This window comes from Fibrella aestuarina BUZ 2, assembly GCF_000331105.1.
Lineage (GTDB): Bacteria > Bacteroidota > Bacteroidia > Cytophagales > Spirosomataceae > Fibrella > Fibrella aestuarina.
Window position 1 is genome coordinate 671,606 of the sequence record NC_020054.1, and the last position, 15,624, is coordinate 687,229.

At 57.5% G+C, this 15,624-nt stretch carries 13 protein-coding genes; 4 read left to right on the plus strand and 9 right to left on the minus strand.

Annotated features, from left to right (window positions below; all coding sequences use genetic code 11):
- Window positions 1-60: 60 nt before the first annotated feature.
- Entirely contained in the window at window positions 61-627 is a 567-nt protein-coding gene (locus tag FAES_RS02615) for a hypothetical protein (RefSeq protein ID WP_015329635.1), read from the minus strand.
- A 270-nt stretch (window positions 628-897) separates the two neighbouring features.
- Between FAES_RS02615 and FAES_RS02620 the strand changes: the two genes are divergently transcribed.
- A complete protein-coding gene (locus FAES_RS02620) occupies window positions 898-2,148 on the plus strand; it encodes an MFS transporter (protein WP_041258528.1) in 1,251 nt (416 codons plus the stop codon).
- Between the two features lie 11 nt (window positions 2,149-2,159).
- Here the strand turns inward: FAES_RS02620 and FAES_RS02625 are convergent, their stop codons facing one another.
- Complete coding sequence (locus FAES_RS02625; RefSeq protein WP_015329637.1) at window positions 2,160-3,068, minus strand: diacylglycerol/lipid kinase family protein; 909 nt, start codon at window positions 3,066-3,068, stop codon at window positions 2,160-2,162.
- Between the two features lie 136 nt (window positions 3,069-3,204).
- Between FAES_RS02625 and FAES_RS02630 the strand changes: the two genes are divergently transcribed.
- Entirely contained in the window at window positions 3,205-3,636 is a 432-nt protein-coding gene (locus FAES_RS02630; protein ID WP_015329639.1) for a YybH family protein, read from the plus strand.
- 107 nt (window positions 3,637-3,743) lie between these two features.
- On the opposite strand, the gene FAES_RS02635 is transcribed toward FAES_RS02630, so the two are convergent.
- On the minus strand, window positions 3,744-3,965 hold the full coding sequence (locus tag FAES_RS02635) for a DUF2795 domain-containing protein (RefSeq protein ID WP_015329640.1): 222 nt from the start codon (window positions 3,963-3,965) through the stop codon (window positions 3,744-3,746).
- 266 nt (window positions 3,966-4,231) lie between these two features.
- Here FAES_RS02635 and FAES_RS02640 point away from each other — a divergent pair, with 266 nt between their 5' ends.
- Window positions 4,232-5,107, plus strand: a complete 876-nt coding sequence (locus FAES_RS02640; protein WP_015329641.1) for an aldose 1-epimerase family protein — start codon at window positions 4,232-4,234, stop codon at window positions 5,105-5,107.
- A gap of 84 nt (window positions 5,108-5,191) precedes the next feature.
- Here the strand turns inward: FAES_RS02640 and gldA are convergent, their stop codons facing one another.
- Window positions 5,192-6,145 carry a gliding motility-associated ABC transporter ATP-binding subunit GldA gene (gene gldA, locus FAES_RS02645; RefSeq protein WP_015329642.1) on the minus strand — a complete coding sequence of 318 codons (954 nt, stop codon included), beginning with the start codon at window positions 6,143-6,145 and terminating at the stop codon, window positions 5,192-5,194.
- Between the two features lie 84 nt (window positions 6,146-6,229).
- On the opposite strand from gldA, the gene FAES_RS02650 reads away from it, so the two are divergent.
- Window positions 6,230-7,867, plus strand: a complete 1,638-nt coding sequence (locus FAES_RS02650) for an amino acid permease (protein WP_015329643.1) — start codon at window positions 6,230-6,232, stop codon at window positions 7,865-7,867.
- A 100-nt stretch (window positions 7,868-7,967) separates the two neighbouring features.
- Here FAES_RS02650 and FAES_RS02655 read toward each other — a convergent pair whose 3' ends face one another.
- The 5 genes from FAES_RS02655 to FAES_RS02675 all read right to left on the minus strand — a co-directional run bounded on the left by FAES_RS02655 (window position 7,968) and on the right by FAES_RS02675 (window position 15,360).
- On the minus strand, window positions 7,968-8,738 hold the full coding sequence (locus FAES_RS02655) for a class I SAM-dependent methyltransferase (protein WP_041257417.1): 771 nt from the start codon (window positions 8,736-8,738) through the stop codon (window positions 7,968-7,970).
- A 130-nt stretch (window positions 8,739-8,868) separates the two neighbouring features.
- Window positions 8,869-10,248, minus strand: a complete 1,380-nt coding sequence (locus tag FAES_RS02660; RefSeq protein ID WP_015329645.1) for a murein hydrolase activator EnvC family protein — start codon at window positions 10,246-10,248, stop codon at window positions 8,869-8,871.
- Between the two features lie 92 nt (window positions 10,249-10,340).
- On the minus strand, window positions 10,341-11,261 hold the full coding sequence (gene lolB1, locus FAES_RS02665; protein ID WP_015329646.1) for a lipoprotein insertase outer membrane protein LolB1: 921 nt from the start codon (window positions 11,259-11,261) through the stop codon (window positions 10,341-10,343).
- Window positions 11,254-13,077 carry a tetratricopeptide repeat protein gene (locus FAES_RS02670; protein ID WP_015329647.1) on the minus strand — a complete coding sequence of 608 codons (1,824 nt, stop codon included), beginning with the start codon at window positions 13,075-13,077 and terminating at the stop codon, window positions 11,254-11,256. The genes lolB1 and FAES_RS02670 overlap by 8 nt, the downstream gene beginning before the upstream one ends.
- 195 nt (window positions 13,078-13,272) lie before the next feature.
- Entirely contained in the window at window positions 13,273-15,360 is a 2,088-nt protein-coding gene (locus FAES_RS02675) for a LysM peptidoglycan-binding domain-containing protein (RefSeq protein WP_015329649.1), read from the minus strand.
- Between the last annotated feature and the right edge of the window lie 264 nt (window positions 15,361-15,624).

Below are 15,624 nucleotides of genomic sequence, written 5' to 3' on the forward strand. Positions count from 1 at the left end.
GATGGTACCCCGCTCAAGCGCCCTCAAACATCAGACATCAAACGGCAAACTCCAAACCGCTCATCCCAGCCGTCTTACCATCAGACCGTTAACGACGTCAATCAGCTGCATCGGTTTCAGGGTGCGCCAGTTGGGAATGTGCAGGGTGCCCCCGAAGTTGATGTAATAGTCGAGGCGGAAGCGCTTCCATTCCTGCTCCACAAAATCGGGGAAGTTGATGGCCGTAATCCAGCCGTCTTCGACCTCGTCGAACCACTCTTCGTAGTAGCTGTCGTCGGAGCCGTGGAAATTCAGGAGGTTTTCGCCAATCAGCAGAAAGTACTTGATATCCTGCTTGAGCAGGGGATCGATCACCTGTCGTTTCAGGTGCATGATGTCGTTATGGAGCGTGTCGTTCCACTCGCCAAACAGCTCGATCACCACGGCCTGCCGTTCGTAGTTGGCGTAGAGAATCTTGCAATACAGCGTTTCGGAACCGATCTCGTCCCAAAGCGGATGGATGTAGTAGCCGTAAATGTCGTTCTCGTACTGCATCGTATTGTAGGTACGTTCGTAGAACGGCGACTGCTCATCGTCGGAAGCAGCATAGTACTTCTCCCAGCCATAAAACGGTTCAATATCTTGCATAATGGTTGAGTAACGCAGGCGAGCGGCCTACTGTTTCCGCCTTTTATTTCGAGCTCTCAATCAATAAAAAGGTTAGCGAAATTGAGGTGGCCCGCCGGGGAAAAGGGCAAAAATAAGCCTTGCTAACGGCCCGGTAAGCGGGAAATCACCGAAATAGGAACGCAGGAATGATCTTAAATCTATTAAATGGATCGACTAACTAGTTAAACAATGAGTTGCTTAATCTAGCACATAGCCTGCCGGTTGGCAGGTTTTTTTGTGTACACGCTGATGTTCAAGAATCCAAAACTGGCACTTGTGTACGGCATCACCTTTATTGATGCCGTCGTTGCGGGAGGGGTAGGCCCGCTGTTCAACAAATACACCGAAACGCTGTCGGCCAAGCAGGTCTGGGTCATGGCTGGCTCGGCCCTGTTGCTGGGTCTGCAACTTGTGTTATCGCCCGTACTGGGGGCTTTATCCGACAAAATTGGGCGCCGCCCCGTGTTGATCGGTACCGCGCTTGGCTCCCTGCTGGCACCCTTTCTGTTGCTCCCGGTCAACGTGGGTGGTTACCTGAGCAACCGGGCCGTTGAAGGCACAACCAATGGCATGTCGTCGGTGCTGCGCTCGGCGGTGGTCGACATGGCTCCCAAGCAGGACATGATGCAGCAAACGAGCATTCAGGGAAGCATTACGGCGCTGGGCGCGTTGTTTGGCCCAGCGGTGGGCGGTGTGCTGATCATCGCGCTGGCGCAGGCCCGGTTCGATCCCATTCCGATCGTGATTATGTGTATCGGGCTGGCGGTGCTCAATGTGGTGCTGACGTTCATCTTTAAAGAGACCAACCAAAAGGAGAAGCAGCCGGTCGAACTGAAAGAGTTGAAAGCAAAAGCCCTGAACGCGATCAAAGTGAAAACGCTCTGGGATCAACTCGCCGAGGTCGACAAGAAGCTAGAGGGCTTCAAAGACCTGTATATTTTGCAACTGCTGTCGTTGCTGGCGCTGGGCTACTACAATTACTTCATCGCCTACCTCATTGTGGGCGATCTGGGCCTGACGCCCAAACAGGCCTCGTTCTTCTTCATTTATTACAGCCTGATCACCTTTGCCACGAACCTGCTGTTTTTTCAGTTTGCGGTTAAGCACGTCAACCAACGGAAAATGCTGATCGTGCTGGCTTTCGTGGGCATCGGCGTGATGGGGCTGTATGCGTTCACGGGTGGGAGCGTGATGATGCTCTACATCGCGGCTACCGTCGATTCGCTGAGTATTGGTTTGCTCGCCGGGCTGATCTCGGGCCTCACCTCGCAACTCGTATCGAAAGGAGAGGGGCAGGGTAGTATTTTCGGCGATACGCAGGCGCTGGGCGGCGTGGCGAGTTTCATGGCGGCCGTGGCGACAACGCTGCTGACCGCCGTGGATGCGCGGGCGCCGTTTATCTTCTATGCGTTGGCGCTGGGCGTAATTGCCTACCGGGCCATCTACCTGCCCGAAGCGTCGGCGAAGGAAACCGAGCCGGCCAATCAGAACTACGTATAAGCGGAAGCAGGTCAGAGGAGCACCAACAGGCTGGCCGGCAATACCCGAACCGTGCACTCGTTGCCCGGAAGCAGCACGGGTTCGCCATCGGCATGGGCCAGCAACGTATCTGGCCCATCCAGGTCAGGGGCATCGTCGGTGACTTTGGCCAATGTGGCCTGCCGGAGAGGCTGGCTTGCCCAGTAGGAAGATTGGTTGAGGGTTCGGTTGAAGAGCTGCCAACCGATCATGGCCACCATGTGGCCGGGGAAGGGCCGAATCAGGCATACATCGAGCAGGCCGTCGGAGACGTTAGCGTTGGGAGCAATCCAGGCGTTGTTGCCAAATTGGGCAGCGTTGGCGATGGTCAGCGAGAAAAGTGGCCCGGCAGGTACGTTATTGATGAGGTAACTGGCCGGTTGGTAATTCCAGAAGGCCTGATAGGTGGTGCGGACGTAGGTTTGTAACCCACGCACGGGCTGTTTGGCAAATTCGTGGGCTACGTAGGCCTCGAAACCCAGGCCCGCAGTGCAGAAAAAAGGCAACTCGTTCAGTTCGGCGCTGTCGATCAGAACGGGCCGCCCACTGATGGCTTTCTGAATGGCTTTTTGCGGGTTCATCGGGATCCCCAAGTGCCGCGCCAGCCCATTGCCCGACCCCATCGGGATGATGCCCAGCGCCGTGGCCGTTTTGCGGAGCGCGCGGGCCGTTTCGTTGACGGTACCGTCGCCCCCCATGACCAGCACGCGCCGGATGCCGCTTCGGGCTGCCTGCGCGGCCAGCTCGGTGGCATGGCCCGCGTGGGTGGTGGTGATGATCTCCGGTTGAAAGCCCTGACGTTGCGCTTCGGCCACAATGTAGGTGCGAAGGGCCTCTTTCTGCGCCAGCGGCAACGTACCTGAAAGCGGATTGATAATAACGAGCAGGTCGGTGGCGGGCATCAGCTAGGCAAAAAACAGAAACATCAGGGCAATGAAAACGATAATGAAAATGTAATACCACCCGTCGGAGAAGACGTAGGGCTTATATTCCCGGTAAAAATCACGTAACCATTTCATGCCCTAAAGTTCGCCAAAAATGAGACACCTGCTTTGCCTTATCGTTCTACTCGCGCTCGCTCAATCGAGTATGGCCCAGACAGCGGCCGACCGCCAGGAAGTGCTTGGTATTCTAAAACGCCAGAACAACGACTGGAACGCCGGCCGCGTCGAGCAGTTTATGGTTGGCTATTGGCCGTCCGATTCGCTAACGTTTGTGGGGAAGGCAGGGATTACCTACGGGTATGCGGCCACGCTGGCCAATTACAAAAAGCGCTACCCCGACCGGGCGTCGATGGGTACGTTGGCCTTCACGATTCTGAAGGTCGACTTTCCCGGACCCAACGTGGCCTACGTGATCGGGAAGTGGCACCTGACCCGCCCGCAGATTGGCGACGTAGGTGGGCATTTTACGCTCTTATGGCGCAAGATCAACGGTCGCTGGCTGATCGTCAGCGATCATTCTTCGTAGAATGAATAATGTACGATGTACAATGTACAATGGCGCTGTCGGCAAGCGGGCTTTCGTAAGCGGAACGTCGCCCGGCCCATTGTACATTGTACATCGTACATTATTCATTAGTACTCGTCTTCGTTGAAGAAGAAGTCGTCTTTGGTAGGGTAATCGGGCCAGATTTCTTCGATGCTCTCGTAGGGTTGGCCGTCGTCTTCCAGTTCCTGAAGGTTTTCAACCACTTCCAGCGGGGCGCCCGACCGGATCGAGAAGTCAATGAGTTCGTCTTTGGTGGCGGGCCAGGGAGCATCTTCCAGGTAAGATGCAAGTTCGAGAGTCCAGTACATAGTAGAAAAAATTACGCTTTTAAGGTCCGTATTTTTTGAGGCTGCAAAAGTAAAAAAAAACACTAATGCAACACGATACGCTATTTGTTTTTCAAAACTGACTGTTAGCAGGTTATGGCATAAACGGCTTCGTGGGGGCAATGTTATAAAAACAGCAGAGAAAATGTACGGGTTAGATTACCGTTTATTAAGCGCTGTTCGCTTTTACGTTACTCCGCCTGTCGTTGTTACCAAACCGCCGATATTTAGCAAGAAACACATCGATCATGCCCTATACACTTCAAAATCAATACCTCCGGGTGGGTATTCGCGAGCAGGGAGCCGAACTAACGTCGTTGTTCGACCTGACGACCCAAACCGAACATCTCTGGCAGGCCGACCCCAACGTGTGGCCCTGGCATGCGCCTAATCTTTTTCCTGTGGTAGGCGGCCAAACCAACGATCAACTGCTGATCGACGGACAGACGTACCCAATGAAACGCCACGGTTTTGCCCGAACCAGCGTCTTTACCTGCACAGAGGCCTCCGACACGCACGCCGTTTTTGAGCTGCGTTCGTCGGAAGCGACCAAACAGCAGTTTCCGTACGAGTTTGTGTTCGAGATCAGCTACACGCTCGACGACCGCGAACTCGAAGTCAAATACCGGGTAAAGAACCCTACGTCGACCAACCTGTTTATGTCGTTGGGTGCGCACCCGGCTTTCAATGTGCCGTTTGCACCCGACGAAACGTACTCCGATTACTACATTGAATTCGCTGACGATGAAGTATTGGAAACCAGCACGTTGGCGTCCAGTGGCCTGCTGTCGGGCGACAAACAACCGGTGGCGCTCGACAAGCGACACCTGAACCTGACGCCTGACCTGTTTGACAACGACGCGTTGGTGTTATTGACGCTCAAATCACGGAGCGTCACGTTGCGGAGCCATAAAAACCCACACCACATCCGCCTCGACTTTGCGCTGTTTCCGTATTTGGGCATCTGGGCCAAACCGGGTGCGCCTTTTGTGTGCATTGAACCCTGGCTGGGCGTCGCCGATACCGAAACCAAACCCCGCCCCATCGAAGGCAAGCAGGGCATTCAGCGCGTCACGCCCCGGAGCGCGTTCGTCGCGCATTACACGATATCGGTGAATGAATAATGTACAATGTATGATGTATAATGAGCCAGACGGCGTACTGCTAGCATACCCCATTGTACATTGTACATTATTCATTCACGTACATTATTCATTCCCACCCGTCAGCGTCTTAAACACGCCTTCGAGGGAGGTTTCCTGCTGGCGGAGGCCAATGAGCGTGAGGTTGCGGTCGGCGGCGAGGCGGAAGATGGCGGCGCGCAGGTCGGCGTTGGCGGGTGCCGTTACCTGATACTGCCCCTGTCCGGTGCGCTCGACGGCCGTCACGCCGGGCAGGCTGCGCAGGAGTGCTGGGTCGGGTAAATCGCGTTCAAATTCAGCCAGGTACGTTGCCGTATCCACGAGTTGACCGCCGCCGTACCGGGTACGCAGTTCCGCCAGGGGGCTGTCGGCGACGAGTTGGCCTCTGTTGATGATCACGACGCGGTCGCAGAGGGCCTCTACTTCCTGCATGATGTGGGTGGAAAAGAGCACGGTTTTGTCGCGACCGGCGGTTTTGATCACCTGCCGGATGTCGGCCAGCTGATTGGGGTCGAGGCCGGTGGTGGGTTCATCGAGGATCAATACGGGCGGGTTGTGCAATAGTGCCTGCGCCAGTCCTACGCGTTGCCGGTAGCCTTTCGACAGTTGCCCGATGCGTTTGTGCTGCTCGGGCCCCAGGCCCACCTGCTCGAGTACGTCGGCAACGCGTTGGCTCAGGGCCTGCCCGCTCAGGGTGTGGAGCCGCCCCGCGAACCGAAGGAATTCCTTCACGTACAGATCGAGGTAGAGCGGGTTGTGCTCGGGCAGGTAACCCACGCTGCGCCGAACGGCCATCGGGTCGGTTTGCACGTCGTGGCCGTTGACGAGCACCGTGCCGCTGCTGGGTGGCAGGTAGCCCGTGGCAATCTTCATGGTGGTGGATTTTCCGGCTCCGTTCGGCCCCAGAAAACCAACGATCTGCCCCGGTTCGACCGAAAACGTGAGGTCGTCTACGGCCCGGCGGGTATCGGTCCCGTTGGCGCTATATTGCTTGGTTAGGTTCTGTATCTGAATCGACATTGCACGGAGATAACGTATTTTCGGCAAAAAACAGCAATTTTAGTCGTAGAGACGCAACTCTGTGCGTCGCCACGAACGCATTTCATGAGCAATTCTATCCTTCGCAAAAAATCCGTAACACAGGCCGTTGGCGACACGGGCGGTCATCAGCTAACCAAAATTCTGGGGGTGCGTGATCTGACTTCCTTCGGAATTGCCGCCATCATTGGGGCTGGTATTTTCAGCACCATCGGGCGGGCGAGTCTGGCGGGTGGCCCGGCGGTGTCGCTGCTGTTTGTGTTTACGGCGATCGCCTGCGTATTTACGGCCCTGAGTTACGCCCAGTTTGCCAGCACCGTGCCCGTAAGTGGCAGCGCCTATACGTACGCCTACGTGTCGTTTGGTGAGATTTTCGCCTGGATCATCGGTTGGGCGCTTATTCTCGAATATGCCGTTTCCAACATGGTGGTGGCCATTTCCTGGTCCGAATACTTCACGTCGATGCTGGCGGGTTTCGGGGTGCATTTTCCCGACTATCTGGGTACTGACTATGGCTCGGCGGCCAGCGCGGCCGAAAAACTGCGAGCGGGCACCGAAACGCTGACCGACGGCGAAAAAATGCTGGCGGCGGCCTATGATGCCGCGCCAAGTATTGGTGGTTTGAAAGTGATTCTGGATCTGCCCGCCGGGGTGATCACCGTCCTGATTACGTCGCTGGTGTACGTAGGAATTAAAGAGTCGCGGGCGGCGAGCAACCTGCTGGTGGTACTGAAACTCGCCGTGATTGCGCTGGTGATCGTAGCGGGAGCCTTCTTCGTGAAACCCGAAAACTGGTCGCCGTTTGCGCCCAACGGTATCAAAGGGGTGCTGGGGTCGGTGGCGTCGGTGTTTTTTGCCTTTATCGGCTTCGACTCCATCTCGACGACGGCCGAAGAGTGCAAAAACCCACAGCGCGATCTGCCCCGCGCCATGCTATACTGCCTCGCCATCTGTACCACGCTGTACGTGCTGATTACGCTGGTGCTAACGGGCATGGTAAACTATAAGGAACTGGGCGTCGATGATCCGCTGGCCTACGTGTTTCAGAAAGTAGACATGAACTTCATTGCGGGCGTTATTTCGGTCAGTGCCGTGGTGGCCATTACGAGCGCGCTGCTGGTGTATCAGCTGGGCCAACCGCGTATCTGGATGACGATGAGCCGCGACGGGCTGCTGTGGCCCAAATTCGCCCAGATTCACCCACGTTTTCACACGCCTTCGTTCGCGACGATTGTGACGGGCGCGCTGGTAGCCATTCCGTCGTTGTTTCTGGACATGCAGTTTTTCATCGACCTCACCAGCGTGGGTACGTTCTTCGCGTTCATTCTGGTGTGCGGCGGTATTTTGTACCTCGACAGCAGCGGGCTCTCGGCGCAGTCGAAGTTCAAAGTGCCTTACGTTAACGGCAAGTACATCATCGGGATCGGGTTTGTGCTGGCGTTGGCCTACGCGCTCAGTGCGGGCGCTTTCACGGCTGGCTTGGCCGAAAAACCCCTGCTGATCGTGTTCTGGCTTGTGTGGGGTACGTTGTCGGTGCTGGCCTTCCGGCGGAATTTCTCACTGCTCCCGGTGCTGGGTATCCTCACCAACCTCTACCTGATGACCGAACTGGGCATCACCAACTGGGTCATCTTCGTGATCTGGCTCGTGATCGGTCTGGTGCTGTATTTCTCGTACGGCTACCGCAAGAGCAAGCTGGCGTAGGGAAAAGAGTGAAAGAGCGAATGAGTGAAAGAGTGGTGGGTTACTAGATTGCACACTAGTGCTGTAACCACACTCTTTCACTCATTCGCTCTTTCACTCGTTAGTTTCTCCCGAAGATCAGCACGTGTTGCTGGGGGAGGCGGGCGTCGTTTTTGAGCAGCTTCAGGCCGAGGGCCGCCATTTCGCGGGTGGCTTGCTGGGCCGTCATTTTGTGGTGCTCCTTGATGGGTACGTTGGGGTCTTCGCCGCGGTACTCGACCAGCACGATGCGACCACCGGGTTTAAGGGCTTTCACCAGCGCCTGACCCATTTCGCGGGGGTGATCAAACTCGTGGTAGGCATCCACCATCAGGGCGATGTCGACGCTGTTGGCGGGGAGTTTAGGATCGGTGATGGTGCCGAGCACGGGTTGCACGTTGGGCGTTCCGGCTTTTTTCTTGCCCTGATTCAGGTACTCGATCATTTCGGGCTGAATATCGACGGCGAAAACGTTGCCCTTCGGCAGCGCCCTGGCGAGCCGGAACGTGAAATAGCCCGTACCAGCGCCAATATCGGCTACGGCGTCGGTAGGTTTGAGGTCGAGGATATCAAGGAGCAGATCAGTGCGTTCTTCCTGCTGCCGTTCGGGGCGTTCGAGCCACTCGGCGCCCAGATGCCCCATCACCTGCGCAATCTCCCGACCCATGTAGACTTTGCCGATGCCGTCGTAGGCGGGTTTCTTCTCGGTATAGCCGGTTGCGGGCTGGGTACGTTCCGCCGTTGGGCTAGTTGCCTGGGTACGTTGCTCCGTCGACTGACTGTGGCCGCAGCCCGCCATCAAGCAAAGGGCCACCAGAAAAAGCCATGCCGGGTACGTTCCTTCCTTGTTCATTGCGTTGTCGTTTAGTGAATAACGAACGGAACGCGCTTTTGTCCAGTCAATTTTAGCTGGAATAACCTCCCATGACAGCACTGTACGAGATGAGATGACCGACACGGCTGGAGCCGTGCGTTACTTATCACTACCTTGGTGCCAGCCAGGCTTCGGGGTTCATTTTGGCGAACTCTTTCCAGATCTGGAATTGCAGTTCGGCGTTACCGCGGCTGTCGGTGCTGACGGCGCCGATGGTTTCGCGGGCTTTTACGCGTTCGCCTACTTTCACGCGCACGTCTTTGAGCTTGGCGTAGATGGTGTAGTAATCGCCGTGCTGAATGGCCACCACGTTCTGGCTGCCCATCACGTATTCGACGTTCATCACGATACCGTCGTAGATAGCCCGGACGGGCTCGCCCGCGTTGGTCTGAATGTCGATGCCGGGGTTGGAGACTTTCACGCCTTTCAGCACCGGGTGAGCATGCACGCCGAACCGCTCCGACACAAAGCCGCGCTGCACGGGCCACGGCAGGCGGCGGCGCGAGGCGGCAAACGACGAGCCAAGGGCCAGTTCTTCGCGGTTAAGGTTGCTGCTTGTGCGGGTGGCGTCGGCGGCGGCCGCGGCGGGCTCCGGTTCGGGAATCACCACGGGCGGCGGGGCGGGTTTGCCTTCTTCGGCGGCTTTGGCTACGGCTTCGGCGCGTTTGCGCTCGGCTTCGCGGCGTTCAGCAGCACGGCGGGCGGCTTCGACCTTGGCGAGGCGGGCGCGTTCGGCGCGTTCGCGGGCGGCCCGGGCGGCACGTTCGCGGGCTTCGCGGGCGATGATGGCCGTAATCATGTTTTCGAGTCGGCCCAGGTTGCGGCGGCTTTCGGCCAGTTCGGTGCGGAGTTCGCTCTCTTTCTGGCTCAACTGCTGCACCACCTTGTTCTTGTCGTCTTTCAGCGTTTCGAGCTTCTCGGTCTCCTGCACCTTGGCCGTCAGCACGCCTTTCTGTTCGCGGCGTTTGCGCTCGGTGGCGTTACGCTTGGCGCTCAGTTCGCCCTGCACATTTTCGATGTGTACTTTCTGGGTCTGCCGGGCTTTGGCGTACTGTTTCAGGTAGCGGTAGCGAGCCACCAACTGATTGAAGTTTTCCGACGAGAACAGAAAGCCGAGCGGGTTGAGTTGCTGGCGGCGTTTGTCGGCGGCGTAGATCATCTGCGCGTATTCGACCCGCAGCTTTTTCAGGTCGCTATCGAGCACCTGACTGGCGCGGCGCAGGTCGCTGATCTCAGTTTCGCTCAGCTTTATATCGTCGGAGAGCAGGTTGATCTGTTTGGTCTGCGCCTCGATCTGCTCATTGAGGGCCTTTAGCTGACTCATCGACACCTGCTTTTCCGAGGCGGTCTTTTTCAGCACAGCCTGCAATTCGGCCAGTTTGGCCATGTTCCGCCGCTTTTCGTTCTCCAACGCCTGCCGGTCCCGTTTCTGAGCCAGTAACGGGGCGGTGGAGACCAGGATAAACAGCAGTAGAACGAGGCAGCGCATAGGGTGAATGAGTGAAAGAGTAAATGAGATAAGAAGTGAAAGAACAGTTGCATTAGTGTCATCACCCTTTCACTCATTCGCTCGTTCACTCTTTATTTTCTTTGGTACTTCGCCGGGATGGTGAAGGGGAAACCGGGGTTTTTATCCACCAACTCGACTTTGTTGTGTTTGATGCGAATCAGCGTCTGGTAGAACTGCCCGTCGGTTTTGGACGTGTAGTCGAGCGTGACCAGACTTGAATACGGAAACACGAAGTTATTGAGCGCGTTAAAATCTTCGTAATCCAGCCGAAGCGCGTTTTTGGTCGGCTGCTCGGTGACCATCAGGCGTTTGAGCTTCCGGTCGTTTTCGCCGATGTAGTTTTCGACCAGCACTTTACCGGCATCCTGCCGCAGCAACAGGTAATCGCGCTCGTTTTTGATCTTCTGAGCGGGCCGCTTGGGCAAGGGCAGGTTGCCCACGATCAGCGCTTGCAGGAGGTCGTAGTTCATATCGAAATTGAACTGGCGGCTCAGCGTGGGGAAATCAGTAACGATGTACTCCTGTTGCAGCTTGTCCATGATCACGACCGAATCGCGGCTGATGAGCGCCCGCACGGCTTCGATGCCCAGTTTGGAAATACTGATCCAGATGAGGCTGTCTTTGCGCACGCGTAGGTTGAGGCTGGCGTTGCTAATGTCCTGCGTTTTGCTCTTGAACGACAGCTTCGATTTGGCCGTCAGGTACCGGAAGTCGATCTCGGCCACGTTGGCGCGAGCTTCTTCGATACCGGGCCGGGGGCGGGTGTTGGCCGTCGTCGACGTGGGAGCGGGCGTTGTGGGAGCCGCTGTCGTTCCGGTGGCCGGGGCACTGACGATCCGCGCCGTGTCGGCGGGGGCTGGGTACGTTCCGGGCCGTTGGGCGAGCGTATCGGGGGTAGACGAGGGGGAGTTGGTGACTACTTGCCGCCGGTGACAGGCCGCTTGCGTCAACAGAACTAACAGGAAGAGTGCGTGCAGCAGGCTTCTATTCATACAATTTTCCGCCGGCGATCTTCTGATCGAGCCGGTCGCTGGTCTCGCCTTTTTGTTTCGCCAAGCGCCATTGGTCAATGGCCTTCGTTTTCTCACCTAGCTGAAACAAGACATCGCCATAATGTTCACGAATGGTCCCGCTGATATTGGCCGGGTCGGCAGCGATGGCCTGCTCCAGAAACTTCCGGGCTTCGGCGTATTCTTTCAGCGTGTACAACACCCAGGCGTGGGTGTCCAGGTACGTTGCATTTTTAGGGTGCCGCTCGGCCAGCTTGCTCGACATGGCTTTGGCTTTGGCCAGGTTCTCTTTCCGCAACGACAGAAAATAGCTGTAGTTGTTGAGTACCCGGTCGTTCAGTGGGTCTGTTTTGAGCGCGGCCTCGTAGGCTTCGTCGGAGCGGGCGTGGTCGCGCAGGCCGTTGTAGGCGTCACCCAACTGCCCGTTGATGTCGGCCAGCATCTGGGTGTTGCTGAACAGCAGCTTCCGGCTTTCGTCGAGCGCATCTACGGCCTGCTGGTAATGGCGGCGGTAAAGGTGAGCTGAGCCGTTGGCATACCACAGCCGCCCCTGCGCCGGAAAGACTTCGAGGGCTTTTTCGGTGTGCACCAGGATGCTGTCGACCTGCCCCAGATCGCTGTCCAGTTCGATGATGGCGCCCCACACTTCATAAACCGAGGGGTCGAGGCGGGCGGCGCGTACGTAGGCATCCCGGGCTTCGGCCTTCCGATTCTGCTGCGTGAGCAAATCGGCGAGCATCACCTGGGCTTTGGCATCGTTAGGACTTTGCTTGGCCAGATTCTCGGCCATTTTCAAGGCGTCCTGCTTCACCACAGGGCTGTCGCCAGCGATGCCCATGTAGCTTGACAGAATGCGGGCCTTCAGGCCGGCTTCCAGATTCGGATTCGACAGCACTTTCTGCAACTCCTCGCCCGACTTGTCCATGTTGCCCTGCTTGCGGTAAATGTCGGCCAGCATCATGTGGGCCTGAGGGCTGTCGGGGTTCAGCTTCAGCGCTCGCTCGAGCCAGGTGATGGCCATCGGCACGCGCTCATTGGCCACTAGCAGTTCGGCCCCCTCGACCAGGAAATCGGGGTCAGCGGGCTCCGAGGCGATCAACTTTTCGGCCTCTTCAATTGCCTTGTCGACCTTATTCTGCTTCAGGTAGATGCGTTGTTTCTGGCGGGTGATCTCTTCATTCAGGCCCATGGCCTTTTCCACGCGGTCGTAGGTGGCGAGGGCCTTGTCAGGCTTATCGTCGAAGAGGTAAATAGCGGCCAGTTCAACGCCGTATTCGATGGTTTCCTGCCCTTTCTGAAGCAGGGTTTCGTATAGTTCTTCGGCTTCGGCGTAGCGTTTCTGTTTGACGTACAGTTCGGCCACCTGAAGCAGGTAGTAGGAGTTGCCGGCGTTGAGCCGGTAGGCTTTCTGCGCAAAGGGCAGCGCCTCGCTCGTTTTACCGGCCTTGATCAACGCTGTAGCCATCGCATACTGCGCGGCGGCGTTGTCGGGGTTCTTCTGAATCAGTTTTTCAAGGGCCGTAATGGCTTTCGTCGGCTCGTCGACCAGAATGTAGCGGTAGGCGTCGGTAAACTCGGTTTCCTCGGCAACGGCCTTATCTGATTTACTGGTTGGCTGGGCAATCGCCCCGTTATCGGCGGGGAGGGTGCTGGAGGCAGGGGCCGTTGGCTGGGTACGTGGCTGTGCCCACGCGTGGCCGCCAGCCACAAGGCAGGCCAGGCCTACCGCCACCAACCGACGTTGCCACGCGATTGCCGCCGCCTTTCTTTTCGTATCCTGTGTGGTGCGCGTATACATACCCAATAAGCTACCTATCAAACGCCTCAGCAAGGGCTGGTATTGCCATGCTGCGCCAGTCGGGGCCGGAATGATAATTGACTGACGCTTCGTGCCAATCGACGATAATCAGGCCGAAGCGTACATAACAAATGTACGGCAAAATACCAGAAAGCAGATGAAGCAGTACGGTAGGAAAGCAGGGCTGCCGCTGGCCTATTTCCGAATCAATAACCGCTGACCAACCTCAATGTTGTAGTTGGTTAGGTTATTCCAGCGCATCAGGTCGGGGATGCTCACTTTGTTGATCAGGGCGACCCGGTAAACGGTCTGTCCCGGTTGCACGACATGGTAGAACTGCTTGCCGTTGACCTTGGGCGTCTCGACCCGGAAGTTATTGATGACCCCCTTCGACTGCACCCGAATGACCGACTTGGGTGGCGGCGGGTTCCATTTGCTGTCGATGTCGACCGACGATTCGCTGTATTCGCGCTGTTTGGTTGTCGGGGGCGTCGGGCGGGTAGTAGTGGGTGACGGAACGGGACGGGTCGTGGCGGTGGTGGCCGTTGTCGACGGCGTTCCGGTGACCGGGCGCGTTGGGGGTACGTTGTCGGCCACAACGGGCTGTGGCGCTGTGGGGGCCGGTTTCGGGCTGTTGGTCGACGGGGTGGTTGTGGGCGCAGGTTCGTCATCGGCAACCGTGACGGGGCGGCTCACGATCAGCTGCGAGCCGGGAACCAGCGGTTTACGGTACGACAGGTTGTTCCACGACATCAGGTCGATGAGCTTCAGGTTGAACTGCTGCGCAACGCTCGAATGCGTGTCGCCTTTTTTCACCGTGTAGAACGCAAACCCCTTGTTGGCGTTACCACCGTCGGTGGGCGGCGGGGTGGGGCGAGGCGTAGCGGTACCCATGCGCATCGAGATAGCCCGTTGCGACGAGTCGGGGTTGGCGAGGGTCCAGTTGGGCGGGGCCGGGCTATCAACCGCCGATTCCTCATCTTCCCGCGTGAGCTTGCGCTGGGCAAGTGCCGGTTCGGAATCAGGGAAGACATCGGGCATTTTCTGGTATTCGACCGGCTGATCTTTCGGGCGGCGTTCCTGCATCCAGAGAATACGCCCCGGCTGCACGCGCTGCGTAGCCTCCATGCGGTTGAACGTCAACAGGGATTTAAGCCGAACGCCATACATGTTCGACACGTCGCGCAGCGTCTGACCGGGCTGCACTACGTGGAACGGCACCTTGGCTTTGCGGTCTTTCATTTCCAGGTAATACAACTCGCCGGGCCTGATCAGGTCGCGCTCGGTCAGGTCGTTGACCTGCATGAACCGTTTGAGGTCCATGCCGCCGTAATACGACAGCGTAATGATGTTGTCGCACGATTGGGCCTGAATGCCTTTGTGCCCGTTGATTTCGTAGAAAATAGCCGACGCCCGGGTAAGCGGGTCATTGGAGGTGGAGACGGGCAGGCGACGAAGCACGGGGAAGCCCATATCGCGCCGAACGGGCTGCTGCGCGGGCGATTGCTGGGTTTGTACGGTTGCGTTGACCTGGCTCCGCACCGAGATATACTCGTTGGGGGTCAGGCGGATCAGCACCGGGTACGTCTTGTCGGTAGGGATCAGGCGTACTTTGAGCCACTCGTTGAACGGCACAAACCGGTTTTGTTCGATGCCCAACTCGGCCGCAATGGAAGCCAGCGATTTGCCCCGACCCTGCCGGTAATCGTACAGCAGAAACTGATCGGTTGGGCGAATCAGCGGCGCTTCGCGCTCGAATACCAGCTTGCGCGCCAGCACCGTCCAGATGGCATCGGGGCTGTCGAGACCCAGTTGCAGTGTGCCTTTTGTTGCCGTGGGCGTGTTGGCCGGTACGTCGGCCGCCATGGTCGACCGCTGGCCCTGCAGAAAGGCAATCAGCGTTCTGGCCCAGTTGGTGCGTTTGGTCAGCAGCGCAGTCAGCTCGGCCAGTGTGGCGTCGGAGGCCGACGAGAGGTTAAGGCGTTCGTCGACGACGTTGTCCACGCGTAGGTGCAACAGGCTGGCGCGGGTGGCGTCGAGCCCCCAATAGCCGCCATTAGGCTGAAAAGGCAGGCAGGCGTATCGGAAATCGGAGGGGGCATTATGTTCTTCCAGCAGGGGTTCCAGTACCGAATCGATGTTGCGCATCTGCTCGATGGCGTTGCGCAGACCTGTTGGGTCTGAGTAAAGCCGGGCTATTTCCTGCTGCACCCGCTGCTGACTGGGGGCCGTCAGGTAGACGGTAACGCCCGCAAACTGAACCTCGGTGGGTACAGTGGGCATTCCCTGACTTAGCGCTAAATCAGTAAGCAAACACAGCAATAGAAGGATGCCCCAGCGGGCAGACGGCAGTAACACAGGCGTTCGTTTCGTTTCTGGGTGGAGGGCTTTAAGTCTGGTCAACGGCCATTTGAGCGGCTAAAATAGGGAAAATCGTTGACGCAACGGAGAGTTACAACGGGATGTCCACAAACCGACCGGCAATCGGAGCGAATGGTCCAACCGATGCGTTAATCAGCAGTAACTTGCCTGGAGAAAGCCCAATTT